General features: G+C 59.6%; 15 protein-coding genes. All 15 read right to left on the reverse strand.

Annotated features, from left to right (window positions below; all coding sequences use genetic code 11):
- Positions 1–70 precede the first annotated feature (70 nt).
- The 15 genes from ABOC32_RS14485 to tssB all read right to left on the reverse strand — a co-directional run bounded on the left by ABOC32_RS14485 (position 71) and on the right by tssB (position 16,806).
- On the reverse strand, positions 71–328 hold the full coding sequence (locus tag ABOC32_RS14485) for a PAAR domain-containing protein (protein ID WP_426811523.1): 258 nt from the start codon (positions 326–328) through the stop codon (positions 71–73).
- Entirely contained in the window at positions 325–1,218 is an 894-nt protein-coding gene (locus tag ABOC32_RS14490; RefSeq protein ID WP_426811524.1) for a DUF6708 domain-containing protein, read from the reverse strand. Before ABOC32_RS14490 ends, ABOC32_RS14485 begins: the two co-directional genes overlap by 4 nt.
- Positions 1,219–1,220: 2 nt before the next feature.
- Positions 1,221–4,211, reverse strand: coding sequence for a T6SS effector BTH_I2691 family protein (locus ABOC32_RS14495; RefSeq protein WP_426811525.1), 2,991 nt, complete (start codon positions 4,209–4,211; stop codon positions 1,221–1,223).
- On the reverse strand, positions 4,204–5,127 hold the full coding sequence (locus ABOC32_RS14500; RefSeq protein ID WP_426811526.1) for a DUF4123 domain-containing protein: 924 nt from the start codon (positions 5,125–5,127) through the stop codon (positions 4,204–4,206). The genes ABOC32_RS14495 and ABOC32_RS14500 overlap by 8 nt, the downstream gene beginning before the upstream one ends.
- A complete protein-coding gene (locus ABOC32_RS14505; protein WP_426811527.1) occupies positions 5,124–7,292 on the reverse strand; it encodes a type VI secretion system Vgr family protein in 2,169 nt (722 codons plus the stop codon). Before ABOC32_RS14505 ends, ABOC32_RS14500 begins: the two co-directional genes overlap by 4 nt.
- Before the next feature lie 74 nt (positions 7,293–7,366).
- Positions 7,367–7,882, reverse strand: a complete 516-nt coding sequence (locus tag ABOC32_RS14510) for an Hcp family type VI secretion system effector (protein WP_043204177.1) — start codon at positions 7,880–7,882, stop codon at positions 7,367–7,369.
- 133 nt (positions 7,883–8,015) lie between these two features.
- Positions 8,016–8,885, reverse strand: coding sequence for a type IVB secretion system protein IcmH/DotU (gene icmH / locus ABOC32_RS14515; RefSeq protein ID WP_426811528.1), 870 nt, complete (start codon positions 8,883–8,885; stop codon positions 8,016–8,018).
- 1 nt (position 8,886) lies between these two features.
- Complete coding sequence (gene tssK / locus ABOC32_RS14520; protein ID WP_426811529.1) at positions 8,887–10,221, reverse strand: type VI secretion system baseplate subunit TssK; 1,335 nt, start codon at positions 10,219–10,221, stop codon at positions 8,887–8,889.
- 55 nt (positions 10,222–10,276) lie between these two features.
- Positions 10,277–11,074: a type VI secretion system lipoprotein TssJ gene (tssJ, locus tag ABOC32_RS14525; protein ID WP_426811530.1), complete on the reverse strand. Its 798-nt coding sequence runs from the start codon at positions 11,072–11,074 to the stop codon at positions 10,277–10,279.
- The gene (locus ABOC32_RS14530) at positions 11,071–11,640 is read right to left on the reverse strand and encodes an FHA domain-containing protein (protein ID WP_426811531.1); all 570 of its coding nucleotides are present in this window, start codon (positions 11,638–11,640) and stop codon (positions 11,071–11,073) included. The genes tssJ and ABOC32_RS14530 overlap by 4 nt, the downstream gene beginning before the upstream one ends.
- Positions 11,637–12,653, reverse strand: coding sequence for a type VI secretion system baseplate subunit TssG (tssG, locus tag ABOC32_RS14535; protein WP_426811532.1), 1,017 nt, complete (start codon positions 12,651–12,653; stop codon positions 11,637–11,639). The genes ABOC32_RS14530 and tssG overlap by 4 nt, the downstream gene beginning before the upstream one ends.
- Positions 12,617–14,383 (reverse strand): type VI secretion system baseplate subunit TssF, encoded by a 1,767-nt coding sequence (tssF, locus tag ABOC32_RS14540; RefSeq protein WP_426811533.1) that lies wholly within the window; start codon positions 14,381–14,383, stop codon positions 12,617–12,619. Before tssF ends, tssG begins: the two co-directional genes overlap by 37 nt.
- Positions 14,384–14,386: 3 nt before the next feature.
- Entirely contained in the window at positions 14,387–14,797 is a 411-nt protein-coding gene (gene tssE / locus ABOC32_RS14545) for a type VI secretion system baseplate subunit TssE (protein WP_426811534.1), read from the reverse strand.
- Positions 14,794–16,284 carry a type VI secretion system contractile sheath large subunit gene (tssC, locus tag ABOC32_RS14550; RefSeq protein ID WP_426811535.1) on the reverse strand — a complete coding sequence of 497 codons (1,491 nt, stop codon included), beginning with the start codon at positions 16,282–16,284 and terminating at the stop codon, positions 14,794–14,796. The genes tssE and tssC overlap by 4 nt, the downstream gene beginning before the upstream one ends.
- Positions 16,285–16,302: 18 nt before the next feature.
- A complete protein-coding gene (gene tssB / locus ABOC32_RS14555; protein WP_426811536.1) occupies positions 16,303–16,806 on the reverse strand; it encodes a type VI secretion system contractile sheath small subunit in 504 nt (167 codons plus the stop codon).
- Positions 16,807–16,824: the final 18 nt, after the last annotated feature.

Genomic DNA, 16,824 nt, shown 5'->3' on the forward strand with positions numbered 1-16,824 from the left:
GAGTTAAGGGAGTGATCTCGTTTGATGTCTGGCGTTTAACCGGGCTCATCTCAGTAGCTGGGATTTTCTTTCAATCAATGAGCCAACCCTGGTCCCCCTCGATCAAAGTCCCTCCGTGGCTGGTAGTGTCGCCTTCCCGTGCTGCTGCTTGGCCCTCGATCATCGTGCAGGCTGCGCCGGTTTCGATGACGGCGCCGCAACTGATGCGGTCGCCCACCCGTGCGACGGCTTTGCCATCCACAAATGTTGCGCTTGCGCCTGTTTCCACGGTGCCTTCGCCATGGAGCGGGCAGCTGTGACGATGGCCTACAAGTACGATAGGTCTCATTTGCGCTTCCTTTTTTTCGGTTGACCAGGGGCTTCTTCAAAGGCTGCTGCGGGCGGGGTTGCTGCTCGGACGTTGAACAGTTTGCAGATGAAGTACCAACAGATGGCAACCGTGAGGTTGTAGGGGAACAGCACGGCCCAGAACGGCAGTTGCCAGTTCTTTTTACCCTGCATTTCACCGGGCTCGCCGGTACGCCAAGGCGCATAGTGGCGCCAGGCTTCTGCCGGGGTCAGGTAGATGGCATGGAGTGGCTTGTGCCACCAATTGGGTTCACCGGGCGGGGGGAGCTTGTCCGGGCCGTGGTTCATGAAATGGCGGAGGTATTCCCATACTTCGGCGACGTGTCTGACGCCGGGTTCGGTGGGTTCATTGCTGTCGACCCAGAGGCAATCTTTTTGGTGTAGGCTGCCGTCTTCTCTGCGAGGAGCGAAGGCGAGGGCGTAGCTGGTGCTGAAGGATGAACCGCCGTACTCGGTGCGTTTGAAAACGCCTCCGCCAGTGTTACTCCACTCAAAGACGAATACCTTGCTCAAGCGTTGATAGTAAATCTTCTGAGTTGATCGGTTGAAACATATGCTCGATAAGCGCTTTACGAAGTATATTCGGTAAATTAGGAACGGGAGGAAGGTGAAGGGCGTGAGTGCGAAGCTGGTCATTAGAAGTGGGTTGGATTTAAAGTACTTAATGAACTCCCCGTCAAATAGATAGGGGTAGAAGCCGATCATTGAAATAGTTATTATTGCACAGTACAGTTTCCCCATGAATACCGAGTCTGTTACCCATGGGTTTCTCAAGCATAAAAAATTGTCGGATAGGCTTAATAGCTGCCCAGTGATAGCGGGCTTGTGTCCTGAACCTGTCTTCGAATTGAATATCCAGATGGTTGCCATGCTCAGCGTTCCAGTCGAAAAATTGACAGGGTCTCATTGTCTTCGTCCAACCCTTGATTGGCGCTGTAAGCTAATTGCAGCGAGACATGATTTTGGTTGGTTAGCGTGTTCTCGAAGTGCAGAACTAAACCAGCACCTACGATGTGACCGGTTGGGGCGATTGGGAAAACGTCCATCCCTTGGTCGTCACGGAGGGCGCTTAAGCTCCCTGACCATTCACTTACGCCTAGCCTGAAGCCAGGCAGTAGCACTGTGAACCCAACAGTTGGTTGAGGTCTGGCTGCTTCGTTATGTGTAATAGCTGTCCAGTTGGGCGGAGACCAGTGATCGTTCCGATGCCATTTAGTGCCCGCTTCAGTTATGCCCAGTGACAGCGCCTGCTCGGCGGACAGCAGTTTCGGTCCGTAATGCTCGTTGTGCCAGGCTTTGACCTCGGCTTGTAGCGACGCGTAAGCCGGAAGTTTCTGCTCATAGTCCAAGGTAATGCCAGGGCGCCCCTCTCCATCATTGATGCGATTACCGAAGATGCTGCGTGCGGCCCAAAGCTCAATTGGGCTGTGAAGGTGATCATGTGCCTTGGCGTGCAGGTACAAGCCTCCTGCAATGATGGCTACGCCTACGAGGACAAGGGCAGCCGCGGCCCATCCGGCAAAGGGTACTAATGTTGTCGCGCCCGCAACGGCAAGCCCTGCTTCAAGGACGACAGCAGAGCCGATGGCCATGGTTACCCCTCCGGCCAAGGTGTATCCGCCTGCAGTTGAACCACCACTTTTGAGCTGACGCATTCCCTTTGATATGTCTGAAAATAGGCTGAATGCTATTGCAGGGTATCCGGCCAAACGCGCAAACAGGTTACTGCTTAAGAACTTGATGATCCCGTTGCCAAAGGCCATGCCTGGTGCGGTCGGACTCAATCTCAGCATTACAGCCTTCTGCGTTGCCCGCACGCTGACCATCGTCGCCGCCGCTGCACCGATCACACCGAAAATCGATGAAGCAAACCCCAAGGTGTATTCCGGTGCATCGCTCTTCTGCAGGCTGTTATAGGCCGTCTTGAGCGATAAGATGTTGAACCACAGCATCCCCGCGTTCAAACCACCCCCACCGCCCGTTGTAAGCAACCCGAGAAAGTTAGGCTTCACTCGCGCAGTGGTGGTCAGTTCGATTGACACGTTCCGGCTTCCCGAGATGCGCAGCTCTTTCATCTCCTCAACCTGCGCCATGCCGCTCTTCAAATACTTCTGTACCTCCTGGCTAAATGGATTTTCCGTGATGGCCTGCTCGGTGATCCGGTAACGCGCCGCCAACAGCCCCAACGCCTTCTCGGCATTCGCCTCACGCGCCGCCAGCAACACCTGCTGACGCAAACCATGACTGGCATCCCAGCGGGTCTGCCCACGCAGGCGCTTGAGCACCACGGTATTGACCGCCTGGGCGGTGAGGTCGGTGATGTCGGCCATGGCCGGGAAGCGACCCACCAATCCTTCAATCACGTTGTCGCTGGCGCCGAACAAAGAGCCCATCGAATCCGCCTTGTCCTTGAACGGGTTGAACGGCGCCAAGGCGGTGTACAGCGGGCTGTCGTGCTGGTCCAACCATTGCTCCAGGCGTTTGAAGCGTCGGTCCTGATCTTCGGTGCCGGGTGTCGGCTGGCCCATCGGGTGAATCAGCAAAGCCAGCGAGATTTCCAGACCGCGGGCGGAGGTGCGTTCGTCGCGGTCGTAACACGCCAGGGCGGCGGCCAGGCTGTAGGGGTTGTCGATATGTTGCGATTCGGCGGTGGCCAGCCAGGCGTCATGATCGTTGCTGGCTTGCAAGGCCAGGTTGCGCAGCGCTGCAATGCGCCGTTCCAGCTCATCGCGTTCGGCCAGGAAGCGTCGGTATTTGGCGATATCGAGGCGCTTTGCCAAACGCGCGCCGTGGGGGGAATAAGCTTCATGGGTAAGGGCGTGAAAATGTGACTCGGCCGCAGACAGCGCAGGCCCACGCCGCTCCGTACCAAGCCTGAACGCGGCCAGTTCTGGTGATGGTGCATCGGGCGGGTACAGGCTTTCCAGCGTCTTGTTCAGCAGCATGCCCACCAGGTTGCGATGGTGGAAATCGCGGCTTTGCACGCTCAGTTGCTCGGCATCCAGGCGGTAGCACGCCGGCACGCGTTCCTGCTCGGGAGGTTGCGCGGGTTTTGTGTGTGCCAGTTGCTCGGCGGGCATCAGGTCGCGCATTTGATGCTGGTAGGCCGAGACCGACAGGCTCAGGTCCAGGGCCATGCCTTCGGCGTCGGCGAGCGCTACCACCACCGGCACTTTCGGCTGGGTCCAGGGGTAGTGACGCGCCACGGCGACAAGGTTGCCGATAGGCAAGGTATCGGTGACCGGGTCGCTGCTCCAGGTCAAAGGCATGCGCCGCTCTGTTGGCTTGAAGTCTTCGACCCAGGTTTGCAGGGCACTCACCGGCAACGCATGGGGCTGGGTGGACGGCGCCTGGTTGCCGGCGATCAGTTCGGCCATGTCCAACTGGCGCATGTGTCGTTTGCGCAGGGCTGACGAACCGGTGATGCGGGCGGTCACGGCGTTGGTCCACAGGTGCGGGCTGTAGCCGATCCACACTTCCTTGGCGGTATCGGGGCAGGTGTCGGCCCACACCCAACCCATGGGCCGGCTGGAGAAGTAGCGCTCACGCAGGTGGTAGTTATCCAGCCCTTTGTAACGCAGTTCCTTGTAAAGGCCCGCGCCAACGTACTCATGAATGACCAGCTTTTCGCCCTTCGGGCCCTTCATGAACACGTACACATAACCGGGCCGCAAAGCGCGCAGGGTGTAAGCAGAGTGTTGCAGCGGGGCGAAGCCTTGTTCCAGGTTGAAACCTGCATTGGCATAGCGGCAGGCGGGGGAATCGCCGATGCGTGGCACGATGGCATAGCGCACCGGCAGGATAGGGATGCGTGCGCTGCACGCAGGGCCGGAGGTGGCACTGCTGACACTGGCGTCATTCATGGGTGGGCTCCTTGCTTTCGATCAGTGCGTGCAACTCGCGGAGGCGGCCCTGGGGTGACTCCTCAAGGTTGGTGTAGATCTTCCCCGCCTGGTCATCGGCCATGAGCCACATGTGCCTGGCGATCAGCCTGATGAATTGCCCAGCGACTTCCTCATCGCCAAAGTTGAGGGCTTTCAGTTGTGGCAGCAGACGTTCGATCCATTGCCGGATGTCGGCCAATGTGTGGGTGGCGTGCTGTGGCAGTGCTAACACCTCATGCGCCAACGTGAGCACGAAGTGTTCGTGCATGCCTGCTTGCAGCCGTTCAAGTTCAAGCCGGCGAAGGGGTAATGCAGGTTCCTGATAAGAGCGGGCATTGGTCGGGCTGCGCTCGAGCGTTTTCCATTCGTAGGCCGGCCCCCAGTTGACGCGCCAGGCCAGCGACGTCACAGGGCCAAGCCACGTTGCTCGATGGTCTTCATCCAGTGCATCCAGCCAGGCCGCAAGGTGGTCCGGTTTGAACTGGAAAGTGGCTAGCCCCTGGTCCGGAAGCGCGATCTGCACAAGGCTGGTGAAGTGGTCTGCCAACTGGGCAAGGCCGATCTCGGCATCCAGCGCGATGGCACCGCCAATGGGCATCCAGGTCGATGTTGCATGGGCAAGCAGTTCGGGCGCTTCTGACACGTCTACCAGCAATGGCCCAAAGTCATGACGGTCGTCCAGGGCGCTGCGCCTCCACAGCCAGGCGTGCTGGGTATTTCGGCTGACTTCATTGATGAGCTCGAGTACCGAAGGGGCATAGGCCGGGACCAGTTCGCCCTCTTGGGGTATTGGTCGGTAGGCCCAATACTCGAGCTCGCTGGTCAAGAGCAAAATGAACCGAGCATTCTTTGCGAAGTGCTCGTCTGGCAGCGCATTTGAAAGGGCTGTTTTCATTGGCCTGGCCCTCTGATGCAGCGGCAGTCGGGCAAGGGGCAGGTGCCATCGGGGCGGCGTCCGCACTGACGATCTAGGGGGTAGCCATCGACCGGCGCGCCGCTGATGGAAAAGAGGTTGCTTGCCCCATCTGCCGATTTGAGCATCTGGCCAGTGATGCGAATCGTCGGGCTGTCCAGTGTGATGCCCGTTTCATCGATTCGAATGGAGCCCCCAGGGCCTTGGATGACCACTGCTTCCGATGCTCGAAGTTCATAACGGCGGGTACGTCTGCGGATATCCCCTCGGGCTTCAAGCTCGGCATGCCCTTCGACCTGTTGTTCGAGGTTGCCGCCAATGCGGGTGTGGTGATTGGCTGTGATCTGGTCATGGCGGTGATTGCCGATGGTCTCAACACGGTCCTTGGCGATCTTGATTGTGTGGTTTCGACCGATGTCGAGCGCGGCGTCATGCCCAATGGTGACGCGCTCATCGTTGCCAACCGTTTCATTGCGGTCGTGGCCGATCAGGATTGATTCGTCGTTGTTGACCTGTTCTTTGCGGTCATTGCCTACCTGCGTTGTCTCATCGTGCCTGACCACATTGTTCTGGTCTTTCTGGGCATGAATGAACACTTCCTCCTGGCCCAGTTCATCCTCAAAGCGCAGCTCATTGAAGCCATCGCCCTTGTGGGTCTGGCTCTTGATGGTCATGCGGGTCTTGTGGCGGGGAAGGTCGTATGGGGGCAGCTGGTTGCCGCAGTAGGTTCGGCCGGTGATCATCGGCTGATCGGGGTCGCCGTTGACGTAATGGATGATCACGTCCTGGCCGATGCGCGGGATGGCCATCGAGCCCCAACTGCCGCCAGCCCAGCCCTGGGATACTCGAACCCAGCAAGAGCTGAACTCGTTGTCCTGGCTTTCGCGGTCCCAGGGGAAGCTGACCTTGACCCGGCCCCATTCGTCGCAGTAGATCTCTTCACCGGGTGGCCCGACCACAGTGGCCATGTGCGGGCCGTCAACGCGTGGTTTGGGCAATGGTGCCGGGCGCCATTCTGTTCTGCCCGGCACCAGTACCGCCTTTTGCTCGTAACGTGTGCTCTGGTCGGCCCCCGCAGCTTCTTCCTGCAGGCTGGTGAACTGGCTGCCTTCGTGGCTGACCGTGCTTACCCGCCAATGCACATTCAGGTCTTCGCGCGGGTGGCCGGTCAGGGTGAAGCTCAGGCCCGGTTGCAGGCGTATATCGTCGCCTTGCACCTCGGCAATGCGCACGTCGTGGCGCAAGGCGGTGATGCGGTTTTCGGTGAACGGCTTGCCAACGGCATCGCGTTTGTAGCGGCCGGGGTAGTCGAAGTACTCGTAGTCCGTGGACTGGTGCTTCAGATAGGGGCCTGAGGCCTTGTGTTCCTGACGATAGGCGGGGTGGGTGAAGGTGTAGTCGCGTTGAACCTGCCGTGCAGGACGTACCTGTTCGCTATAGCGCACGCGCCGCAGGCAGGGTTGGGGCTGGTCGCCGCCTCCGTTGGCGTGGTACAGCACTGTGTAGGGTTTGGTTGATTCATCGTCATCGACAAACCCTTCATCGATGATCTTTGCTTTTGCTGCATTGCACTCAATTTGCCCCAATGTCAGCAGCCGGTCGGTGATGATCAGCTTGTGATGCTTTTCAGTGTGCTCGAACCGATAGACCAAACCTTCTTCAGCAGCGATGCGCGCAAAGAAGTCGAGATCGGTTTCGCCGGCCTGTACGCAGAATTCCCGCGCGTGATAGTTGAAGCCGGTTCCGAATTGATACTGGGTGATGCCTTGTCGCTTCAGCATCAGTTCGAGAATTTGCGGCGCGGTTTTGTGCTGGAAAATGCGCCAGTTCGAGCGCAGCCTCGCGCGGGCCAGTTGCGGCTCGACCAATGCGTGATAGTAGGTGCGGTGGAAGCCGCTCTCGCCCTGGCTGAAACTGCTGACCAGGCCGTGTACGTAGCGTACGGGCCGTTCACCGTCCCAGATGGTGAACAGCACAGGTTTGTCGAGCAGGTGGCCGAAGTCGACATCGTGCACGAAGCTGATAAGTTCCAGGGTCAACGTGAACGGTTGGCTGAGCGCCTCCTTGAGCTTGAACGACACCACTTCAAATTCAGCTTTTCCAACAAGTGGCTGGAAGCTGTATCGCAAATCAGATTGGCTAGGCATAAGCAGTCCTTGTCCGCCGTCTGAGACTTCGAAGTGCCCAGGCAGATCATGCTTGCCCGGGCATTTCCGCTAGATCAGACGATCGGTTTGCGCCAATCGTCGGAACCTTCCGTACCCGCCGTTACGTGCGTCCAGGAAATCTTGCGGTATGACATGGCCACTTCGATCAACTGGGTGTAGTCAGCGTTTTTCTGATTTTGGGCATGAGGCAGGGTGGTAGTGATGTCCACGATGGTGGCGTCCTCCAGCTTGGTGGTGAAGAAGTGCTCTTGCTTGCCCTCCACCGAGGTGCGGTACCAGTTCACTTCAACGACTGGCAGCATTTCGCCGCTGGCCAGCGCCTGGTACATCAGGGGTGTGGCTTTGTTCAGTGAACTGGTGAAAATGAAGGGCTTGTGCACCCTTTGGCCAGCAGGTTGGCCACTTTGCGGATCGGTAGGGACAGTCACCTGGTGCTTGATCTCCTGTACCAGAATCTCGTCCTCATGCCCCTCGACGAACACATTGCCGACTGAGTCGGAGGTGAATGCGCCGGCGGTGATGTTGCCTTGGGTCTTGCCTTCGATCTTGATGTAAGCGGGTGTTGGCATGGCAGTTTCTCCTGCGTCCATGTGGATTGACACGCGCACCATGGGTGGCGTGGCCATCGGAAACGATGGGCTTGTCAACAAGGCTTGCAGCCCCGTTAATTCGTGAAATTCTTTTGGCCCGTATGGCTGCGGCCTACTGCTGCAAGATGCGGTTGAGCGACTCCACTACCTCGGTGGTAATCAGGTGCAGGCGATAGCTGTAGATGCCGTAGGCCACCGCCATGGCGATGGCCGAAATCACCAAAGGGCTCCACCAGGGCCACTGCCGGTTCATGCGGAAGTTGCGCGGTGCCACGTTGGTGTAGGGGTCGCAGAGTTCTTCTGGCGTGGGGCCACGCAGTTCGCGGATGATCCCGTGCAGCTGGTGAATCAGTGCGTTGAGTGTTTCTTCACCTTTTGGCGCGAGCGCATACTTGCCTTTCAGCCCAAGGCACAGGGCGTAGTACATGAACTCCAGCACATCCTGATAACGCTTGGGCTCCTGCATCAGTCGGGTAATCACGGTGAAGATTTTTTCCCCGCCCCAGGTTTCGTCGTGGAAGATGCTCAGCAGCGGTTCCTGGCTCCAGCAACTGCTCTTGCCCCAGGGCCGCTCCATCACGGCCTCGTCTATGAACAGGCACAGGCCGTAGGAATACGCCAGCAACTGAGCGGGCTCGTAACCGTGCTGGCGCATTTCTTCCTGAATGTTGTCGATCTGGTTACGTACTTGCTGGTGCACGTCCTTGATGTTTGGCAGTTCGTCCAGCGTACGCAGGCGTATGACCAAGCCGAACAACGGTGACGCGGCATCCAGCATCAGGTTGGCGAAGCCGCCCCGCAGCTGAAATTCGGGGTCGGCGGGGTAGCCTTCCGACGCAGGCTCTGGCTCAGGGATTTGCGCGGATGCTTGCGCATTGGTTGCCGTGGCCTGGGCGTCGGAAACCGGCTTTTTAAGGGTTGAACCAAGCGGGCCGACTTCAGCGTTTTTTTCATCGATGGGCGTTTTGTTGTCTTCTCCCATTTCACTCACCCCTGATCGCCCAGAACTGCAGTTCAAGCCCTGGGAAATCGCCCGCAATGTGGATGCCGAAGCCATTCGCCTTGGCCATGCATGCCCAGGCCGGGTCGCGTCGGTTCAGCTCGAAGTAGCTGAAGCCCGCATGGAAGGGCAGGTCGCGGGGTGCCACCGGCAATGGCAACAGAGGGATGCCCGGCAGTTGCAGTGGCACCAGGTCGTTGAGTGACTCGAGTGAGGTGATCTTGGCTTTCTGGATGAACATCTGGCGCAGCGCCTGCGGTGGCAGGTCGGCGCGCACGGCGAGGATGAAGTCGGCTTCGTCGATCAGCCGGCGATCTGCCAGCGTGGTCGTCATCACACCGAATTTTTCGCTCTCGAGCGGCAGTGAAACAGCGCGTGGCTGCAACACGGTGCTCAGGGACCGACGCATGGTGTCTTCCAGTGGCTTGAACGAGGCGCGCAGCGCAGTGTGGTTGTACGCGGGGTACTCTTGCGGCAGCCTGTTCTGGTCGGTGAAGGTGACGAATTCGCCACAGGCTTGGCTCATGCACAGGTACAGCTGCTCGGGGTGCGTGTGCGCTTGTCTGGCCAGATGCTGGAAGCACGGCCACCAACGGTTCATGGCCTGCAGCAGGTTGAAGTCGCGGATGTCGGCAATACCGGACTGGCCCGAAGCGCCTATACGCGTGGCAAGGCCCCGCGCCCGCTCCCGCAACGTATTGGTGATTTCTTCAAGGAACCGTTGCAGTGCCGGCACCGCCCGCACCGACACGCTGGTCGGGTAGAACGCCTCGTCCAGTTGCAAGCTGCCGTCGGGGCGCCGTTCCAGGATACGTGCCAGGGCCAGGCGGGTGTAGGCGCTGCTGTCTTCGGTGGTGCGTCTGATCTGCAGGTTGGGCACGGCAAGGTCTACCTGTACCAGGTCACCGTCAGCGGTGTGGGTATCCTTGATTTCCTGTGCCTGGGCGGTGTAGCGGAAGTTGGCGGCATTGTCAGGCCAGCTCACTTCGCGGCCGCCATTGGTGCGCAGCGGCAGGCACAGATACACCTCGCTGTCTGTGCAGGCGTCGTCGATTTCCAGCGGCGGCGGTGGAGGCAGGTCGGCGGGAATATCGAACACCGTGCCGTCCGGCATGACGCCTCGCGCCCGGGTGATGGCGATCTTGCCCAGGCTCAGGTATTCGTCGTTCAGCTGAAGTTCGCTGAAGCCGTAGAAGGCTGCATTAAGGCTGGCGAGGCGCTGGTGCATGGCTGCTTCGCTGGCCCTGGCAGCCTGTTGGAAATGCTGTGGTTTGACGAACAGGCCTTCGGGCCAGAGAACGGGGTTGCGTGAACTCATGGGCGCTCCGTGTCAGCGTGAGTAAGCAGGAAGGGCAAAGGGTGTTCAGGCGCCATCAGTCTTCTTCCTTGAGCACGATGTGCGTGTCGTTGACCAACACCGACAGCATGATCAGGTGGCCACGCGGCGGAATGCGCAGCACTTGCCGCCAACTGGCGTTTTCATGGCCTCGGTAGTCGCCAATCACCGCGACGAAGCGTGTTTCGGCGTGGATGGGCTCGAACGGGATGTACTTGAACTGGCCAGGGCGCAGCAGGTAGTCGTCACCACGGATGTAGGTACTGCGCAGTGCCTTGGCCGGGTCCTGGTCCAGCAGCTGGTACACGGTGTTGCGCAGCAGTGAGTCGTCGCGCAGTTGCAGGATCTTGATGGCAATGGGCGTGGCCACAGGCTCTGAGGTAATGGCTGTGGTGCGTGGCAAGGTCAGCACCACGGTAGGGTCGTCGTAGCTGCCGGGGGCGCTTTCTTCCAGGGGCGAGCGCACCGGGTCGCTTTCGCCTTCGTCGTGCATTTCGACGGGGGACATCGCAGGAAATTGCGCTTGCAGGTATTCGAACAGGGTCCCGATTTTTTCGGTCAGCGCATAGGGGTCGCCGGCACTCAGGGTCACTGCGTAGGGGCTGGGCTCCAGGGCGTGCTCCTGTTCGTCCGCTACCTCAAGGCTGTTCGGATTGCCGTTGAGGGTAGGGCTGGCATTGATGCTGAACGCGACCTGGGTCGCATGGTCCTTCGGCGGCCCGATGGGCAACGAAGGGTTCATGACGACCTGGCTCGCTCTGCTCAAAGAGGTGCAGCCGGTGAGCCCGACCAACGCAAGCAGCAGCGGCGCTATCAGTAGTGGATGACGGGTCATGGGTGTTCTCCTGCAATCAGGCGCTGCAGTGGGCATTCTCGGAACGCCCCTGCATCAGCCGCTGCGTCCAGCGCTGCCAGCGGGTCATTGCCCATGGCTGCCTTGAAGACCGAGCAGATCTCGACCGCTGGTTGAGGGGCAGATGGCTTTGTCGGCCAAGGGGTGGCGGGCTCTTCGGCTATCAGGCGGTCGAGCACTCTTCGGTCCGGGTTGAACAGGTCCGCCAGCGAGCGTGTGCAGGCTTCATCCTGGGCGTACTGAACCTGTAGCCGGTAGGCGCCAATGCGAAGCTGGTCACCTTCAACCAGACGCCTGGGTGCAAGCGTTTCCAGGCTGGTAGCACTGTCATTCAGGTAGGTGCGGTGGCAGTGGTCGATCACGCAGAAGCTGCCTTCGAGCCAGCGGATTTCGCAGTGAAGGGGCGCAACGGCCTGAGCACGGTCATTGATCCGCCAGCTTGCCCTTTCGCTGCCGATGGTGCCGCCCTTGCAATCGAAACGGTGCCGGGCAGTAACGTCGTGCTGCAGTTGGTCGAGGTTGGTGATGCTCAAGGTCACTGTGTTCATGAGCGCCCCCGGAAGCGTACAACCGGGCTGATCTGGCCATGCCGGTCATCGACGAAGCTGGTCCAGCCCAGGTAAGCGCCCTGGGTGTGATGCAAGCAGAAGGGTGATAACGCATTCTGTTTCAAGCGCAGCTCCAGGTCGTAGGCCAGACCGTCACGCAGCAGAAAGTCGATCAGTGCGCGCAAACGGCCGAAGTTGATGCCGCTGGGCAGCAAGTCCCGCAGCTGCGCCTGGTCGAGTTCGCTGATCACGATGGTGAACTTGCTGCTGCGGGTGCGCGTGCGGCTGCCGACCATGAACGTGCTGCCCAACTGGCCGTTGGCACGCCCCAGGCTTACGAGCTGCCTGGACGTGGTGGTGACTGAGCGTGTCTCGAACTCGCGGATGCGCACATGCTCGAGGTCGAAGCAGTGCGCAATGATGCCGGCCACAGTACCGGGCGCGCGGCTGCGGCTGGCGATCACCCCGGCAAAACTGAGCAGGCGGCTCCAAGGCAGCGCCGTGTCCCCTCGCAACTGCTTGTCGTTAAGCCCCAGCAGGGCAAACACGTACTGCGAAAACCCATCACTGGCACCCGGCTGGAAACGGATGTAATAGCGGTACTTGCGCCAGATACGGTGCAACAGGCTGAGCAGGTAGTGGTTGAAAAAATCGAAGAAGGCCGGCCGTACACCGATGCCCTGTGCATGTTCATAGGCCACCTGTTCCAGGTAGTAGGTGGGCAATGGCGAATCGGTGCCGTGCAAGCCCAGAAACGTGGCAATGACGCGGTAGCGCTCTTGCTCAGCGGGCATCCTCTGGGCTTTGTACACATCCGAAACCGGGAAGCTCAGCCGTGGGTCGCAGGCCAGGCGCACCCGCCGCCGGGTGGCTTCGTCCGGCCAACGGGGTTCGAGGTCATCGCCATGCAGCCCGTGCAGCCGCTCCAGCAACTGGAAGAAGTTGTACTGATGCGCCTCAGAGAGCAGCTTGTCGGCTAGATCAGCGGTTGCTTGCCGGTCTGTATTGGCCATGTGTAGTGCTCGTTATTGGTGGTGTTGATCACTTCCAGCTGATGGAAGGAGTTGATGCTGGCGTACAGGGCGAAGAAGTGGGCGAGCACACAGCTGAAGAGGTACAAGTCGCCTTCGCAGAGAAAGGCGGTCTGGTCCAGTTTCAGCCGGGTGTGCAGGCCGCGAATGGGCTGCCCCTTGATCAGCCAATCCATGGGCTGTGTATGAATGTCGCGCATGCCGTCCAGGCGTTTACCGGTGGTGCGCGCCTGCTGGATGTCGTGCAGGGCCATGAAGTCGTAGGCGCGGATCACGGCTTTCAGTGGCTCTACCGAGAGCAGGGACAGGTAGTTGAGCGACATGTTGGAGATCAATGCCCACTGCAACTGGCCGTCCAGCACGGGGCGGCAGGGGCGGGTGGGTTTACAGAGATTGGTGTAGGTGGCCAGCGGGGGCGTCAGTTCGGTCAGGACATTGATGTCATCGATGTCCAGCGCCAACGGCAGGTCCCGATTGGTGCAGGTCAGGTCGATGGAGGCGGTTTCCAGTTCGCCTATGTAGCTGTTGGCGTCGGCGCGCACGAAGGCGATTCGATGCATGACGCCATCGCCGTGCAGGGACTCCTCCAGATGGCAGCGGTAGTACAGCGCCGTGCGCCCCTGAGCGTGCTCGATTTCATGGGCGAACGACTCGAAGGGACGAAAGGTTCGCAGCTGCTCACCGGTGTTCCCCTCTGTCGTCGTTCGGGTGCTGATGACCTGGTCGACACTGAAGATTTCGTAGCCGTGCGGCTCTGTGCCCTTGGGCGTCAGTGGAGCCAGGGCGTCCTCGCCGGACAGGTCGATGGGCTCGGCGCTGTGCTGGAACAGGTTGACCGCAGGTGCGCAAAACAGGTTGAAATCTGCTCTGCCGACACGCAGCGTGTCGGGTAGCTGGCGGGTGAAGTGAAATTCGAGGCTTACCTGCTGGCTGTCATGAGCTGGCCAGATTTTTTCCAGCCCGGTCACGCTGAAGAAATGGAAACGTTGGGGGAAGGCGAAGTATTCCTGCAGGATCCGGTAGCCATCAAAGACGTTCTGCGGGTAAGGCAGCAAGGCGTCGTCGGGGCTGAACCCCGGGAATGCGATGCTGTTTGCCGGCAGCCGACGAACCTCGCCATCGATGGTCACGCTGACATCCTTGAGGTATTGAGAAACCCACAGGTAAAGCGTGCGTGCGGTGAGGGTATCGCCACTGAGGTAGAAGTCGAGGCTGGTACAGCCCAGGCTGTTCAACGGCCGCTCGACCAGTGTTTGAAGGCCGATGCGGACCACGGAACTGTCGAGTGTCTGGGTGGCGCCCACCGTGTCGATCTCGAACGGATGAATGTTGACCGCTGTGCAGGTGCGAAACTCACAGGCCACACCGTCCACCCGTTTCGAGAACAGCCGCGATCCCTTTGGGATGCGCTGTGACTGGCTGAGGGATTGCCTGATCGGGCTGAACTGGATGATTGTCGCGCTGGGCAGGGGCCGCAGATAGTTCGGCCACAACAGTTGCAGCATGGGATGGGTCAGCTCTGGCAAGTCGTCCTCCAGCTTCAGCCGCAGCTTGGCGGTGAGGAACGCAAAGGCTTCCATCAGGCGTTCGACATCGGGATCGCTGGCACCTTTGCCAAGCAACCGGGCGAGTTGTGGGTTGTCCTTCGCGAAGTCGTTCCCGAGCTCGTGCAGGTAACGCAGTTCTTCGCTGAAACTGTCTTTCAGTGACATCGGTCACCTCACTCGGGTGTAGCGGTTGTGCCCGTTGACCAGCAGCTCGAGTTGCAGTCGCTCGGCGTGGTTGTTGACCTGGACCAGGCAATCCAGCCTGAAATGCAGCTCCAGCGGGGCATGGGCATCGGGCACTGCTTTGAGCGTGCGTATCTGTATGCGTGGCTCGAAGCGCTGCAGGGTGCGGCGGATATCCGCGCTCACCTGTACGAGCAAGTCGCCGTTGTTAACGTCATGCCCGTTGAAGTCGCGCAGGCCCAGCTCAGGGCTGCTCTGGGAGCACCCCTGGCGGGCATTCAGCAATGTTTCGAGGTGGCACTTGATGGCGGCGAACTTGTGGGAAGCGCTCTCCCGTCGGGACGGCTCCCGGCTGGTACACTGATCCCGCATCAAACGATCAAAAAGCCCACTCATTGCGTATCGAGCCGCCCGACCAGGGAGATTTCGAAATTCGCACCCATGTACTTGAAGTGCGGGCGCACGGCGAGCGAAACCTGGTACCAGCCCGGGTCACCGGCAACATCCGAGACCTCGATTCTGGCGGCTCGCAGTGGCCGGCGACTGCGAACGTCGGCAGACGGGTTCTCCTGGTCGGCGACGTACTGCTTGATCCATTTGTTCAACTCGGACTCAAGGTCACGGCGCTCCTTCCAGCTACCGATCTGCTCGCGCTGTAGCACCTTGATGTAGTGAGCCAGCCGGTTGACGATGAACAGGTAGGGCAACTGGGTACCCAGCTTGTAGTTGGTCTGAGCCTCCAGCCCCTCGGGGGTTTTCGGGAAGTTCTTGGGCCTTTGCACCGAGTTGGCCGAGAAGAACGCGGCGTTGTCGCTGTCTTTGCGCATGGTCAGGGCGATGAAGCCCTCTTCGGCCAGTTCGAACTCCTTGCGGTCGGATATCAGCACCTCGGTAGGAATCTTGGCCTGCAACTGGCCCAAGGATTCGTACAGGTGCACCGGCAAGTCTTCGACGGCACCACCCGATTGAGGGCCGATGATGTTCGGGCACCAGCGGTAGCGGGCGAAGCTGTCGTTGATGCAACTGGCCAACAGAAACGCAGAATTGCCCCACAGGTAGTTGTCGTGCTGCCCGGCGATGTCTTCGTCGTAGTTGAAGCTCTCGATCGGTTGTTCCTGCGGGTGGTAAGCGGAGCGAAGCATGAAGCGCGGCCCGGTCAACGCGACATGGCGGGCGTCTTCGCTTTCACGAAATGCACGCCACTTGGCATGCCGTGGGCCGGCGAAGAGGTCTTTTATTTCCTTGAGGTTGGGCAGCTCCTCGAAGCTGCTCAAGTTGAAGAACTCGGGGGCAGGTGCGGCAAGAAAGGGAGCATGGGACATGGCGCCAACGGAGGCCATGTAACTCAGCAGCTTGATATCAGGGGAAGAGGGGCCGAAGTTGTAGTTGCCAATCATGGCTGCAACCGGCTCCCCCCCGAATTGGCCGTAACCTGCGGTGTAAACATGTTTGTAGATACCGCTGCAGGTGATGTCCGCAGCGTTTTCGAAGTCGTCCAGCAGGTCATCTTTACTGGCATGCAAGACTTCGAGTTTGATGTTTTCCCTGAAATCCGTGCGGTCGACCAGAAGTTTCAGGCTGCGCCATGATGATTCGAGCTGCTGGAACTCAGGCTGATGCAGAATGGCATCCATCTGTTTGCTGAGTACCCGGTCGATTTCGGCAATCATCTGGTCGGCCCGGTGTTTGTTGATCAGTTGATCCGGGTCATTGCTTTTGAGGATTTCGGCGATGAACGCAGATACGCCCTGCCTGGCAACCTGGTAGCCCTCTTGAGCAGGTACCAGTTTGGTTTCTGCCATGATCTGGTCCAGCAAGGAGGCACTGCCCAACGTGTCGGTCGTTGCGTCTGTGGTGATGGTGGTGTTGCTTGGCTTAGGCATGGGGGACGCTCCGTTGTCTCAGTCTTTTTCGGGTGCTTCAAGCACCAGGTCCAGCTCTTGGGCAAGCTGTTTACGGGCCTGCTCGTTGTTAAGCAGGTGCTGCAGTTGCTTGCGGAAGGCCGGGACGTTGCCCAGTGGGCCTTTCAGGGCGACCAGCGCTTCACGCAGCTCCAGCAGCTTGTTCAGCTCTGGCACCTGGCGCGCGATCCGGTCCGGTCCGAAATCGGTGATGGACCTGAACTGCAGGTGGACCGCCAGCTCGGCATCCGGGGCGGTGCTGAGCCTGGAGGGCACAGACACGTCCAGGCTCACGCCGGCGTCGTTCAATACGCTGTTGAATGTGTGTTTATCGATGCGCACGACCTGGCGGTCCTCAAGCGCACGGCTGTCATCCAGGCCGAAGTCGCCCAGAACCAGCATCTTGTGGGGCAGCTCCACCTCAGCCTGCTCATCGCTCGTCGCGGGGACATACTTGATATTGACGCGTTCTTTAGGTGCGACGGATCCCGTGTTCTTAGACATCAGTACGTAACTCCCTGT

This window comes from Pseudomonas sp. WOUb67 (assembly GCF_050058005.1).
Lineage (GTDB): Bacteria > Pseudomonadota > Gammaproteobacteria > Pseudomonadales > Pseudomonadaceae > Aquipseudomonas > Aquipseudomonas putida_R.

Coding starts and splice junctions, on each gene's coding strand:
- tssE (WP_426811534.1), bottom strand. CDS start 14,797: ATGAGTGGGCTTTTTGATCGTTTGATGCGGGATCAGTGTACCAGCCGG.
- ABOC32_RS14500 (WP_426811526.1), bottom strand. CDS start 5,127: ATGAAAACAGCCCTTTCAAATGCGCTGCCAGACGAGCACTTCGCAAAG.
- tssC (WP_426811535.1), bottom strand. CDS start 16,284: ATGCCTAAGCCAAGCAACACCACCATCACCACAGACGCAACGACCGAC.
- ABOC32_RS14490 (WP_426811524.1), bottom strand. CDS start 1,218: ATGGCAACCATCTGGATATTCAATTCGAAGACAGGTTCAGGACACAAG.
- tssF (WP_426811533.1), bottom strand. CDS start 14,383: ATGTCACTGAAAGACAGTTTCAGCGAAGAACTGCGTTACCTGCACGAG.
- ABOC32_RS14505 (WP_426811527.1), bottom strand. CDS start 7,292: ATGCCTAGCCAATCTGATTTGCGATACAGCTTCCAGCCACTTGTTGGA.
- tssK (WP_426811529.1), bottom strand. CDS start 10,221: ATGAGTTCACGCAACCCCGTTCTCTGGCCCGAAGGCCTGTTCGTCAAA.
- ABOC32_RS14510 (WP_043204177.1), bottom strand. CDS start 7,882: ATGCCAACACCCGCTTACATCAAGATCGAAGGCAAGACCCAAGGCAAC.
- tssJ (WP_426811530.1), bottom strand. CDS start 11,074: ATGACCCGTCATCCACTACTGATAGCGCCGCTGCTGCTTGCGTTGGTC.
- tssB (WP_426811536.1), bottom strand. CDS start 16,806: ATGTCTAAGAACACGGGATCCGTCGCACCTAAAGAACGCGTCAATATC.
- ABOC32_RS14485 (WP_426811523.1), bottom strand. CDS start 328: ATGAGACCTATCGTACTTGTAGGCCATCGTCACAGCTGCCCGCTCCAT.
- ABOC32_RS14530 (WP_426811531.1), bottom strand. CDS start 11,640: ATGAACACAGTGACCTTGAGCATCACCAACCTCGACCAACTGCAGCAC.
- tssG (WP_426811532.1), bottom strand. CDS start 12,653: ATGGCCAATACAGACCGGCAAGCAACCGCTGATCTAGCCGACAAGCTG.
- icmH (WP_426811528.1), bottom strand. CDS start 8,885: ATGGGAGAAGACAACAAAACGCCCATCGATGAAAAAAACGCTGAAGTC.
- ABOC32_RS14495 (WP_426811525.1), bottom strand. CDS start 4,211: ATGAATGACGCCAGTGTCAGCAGTGCCACCTCCGGCCCTGCGTGCAGC.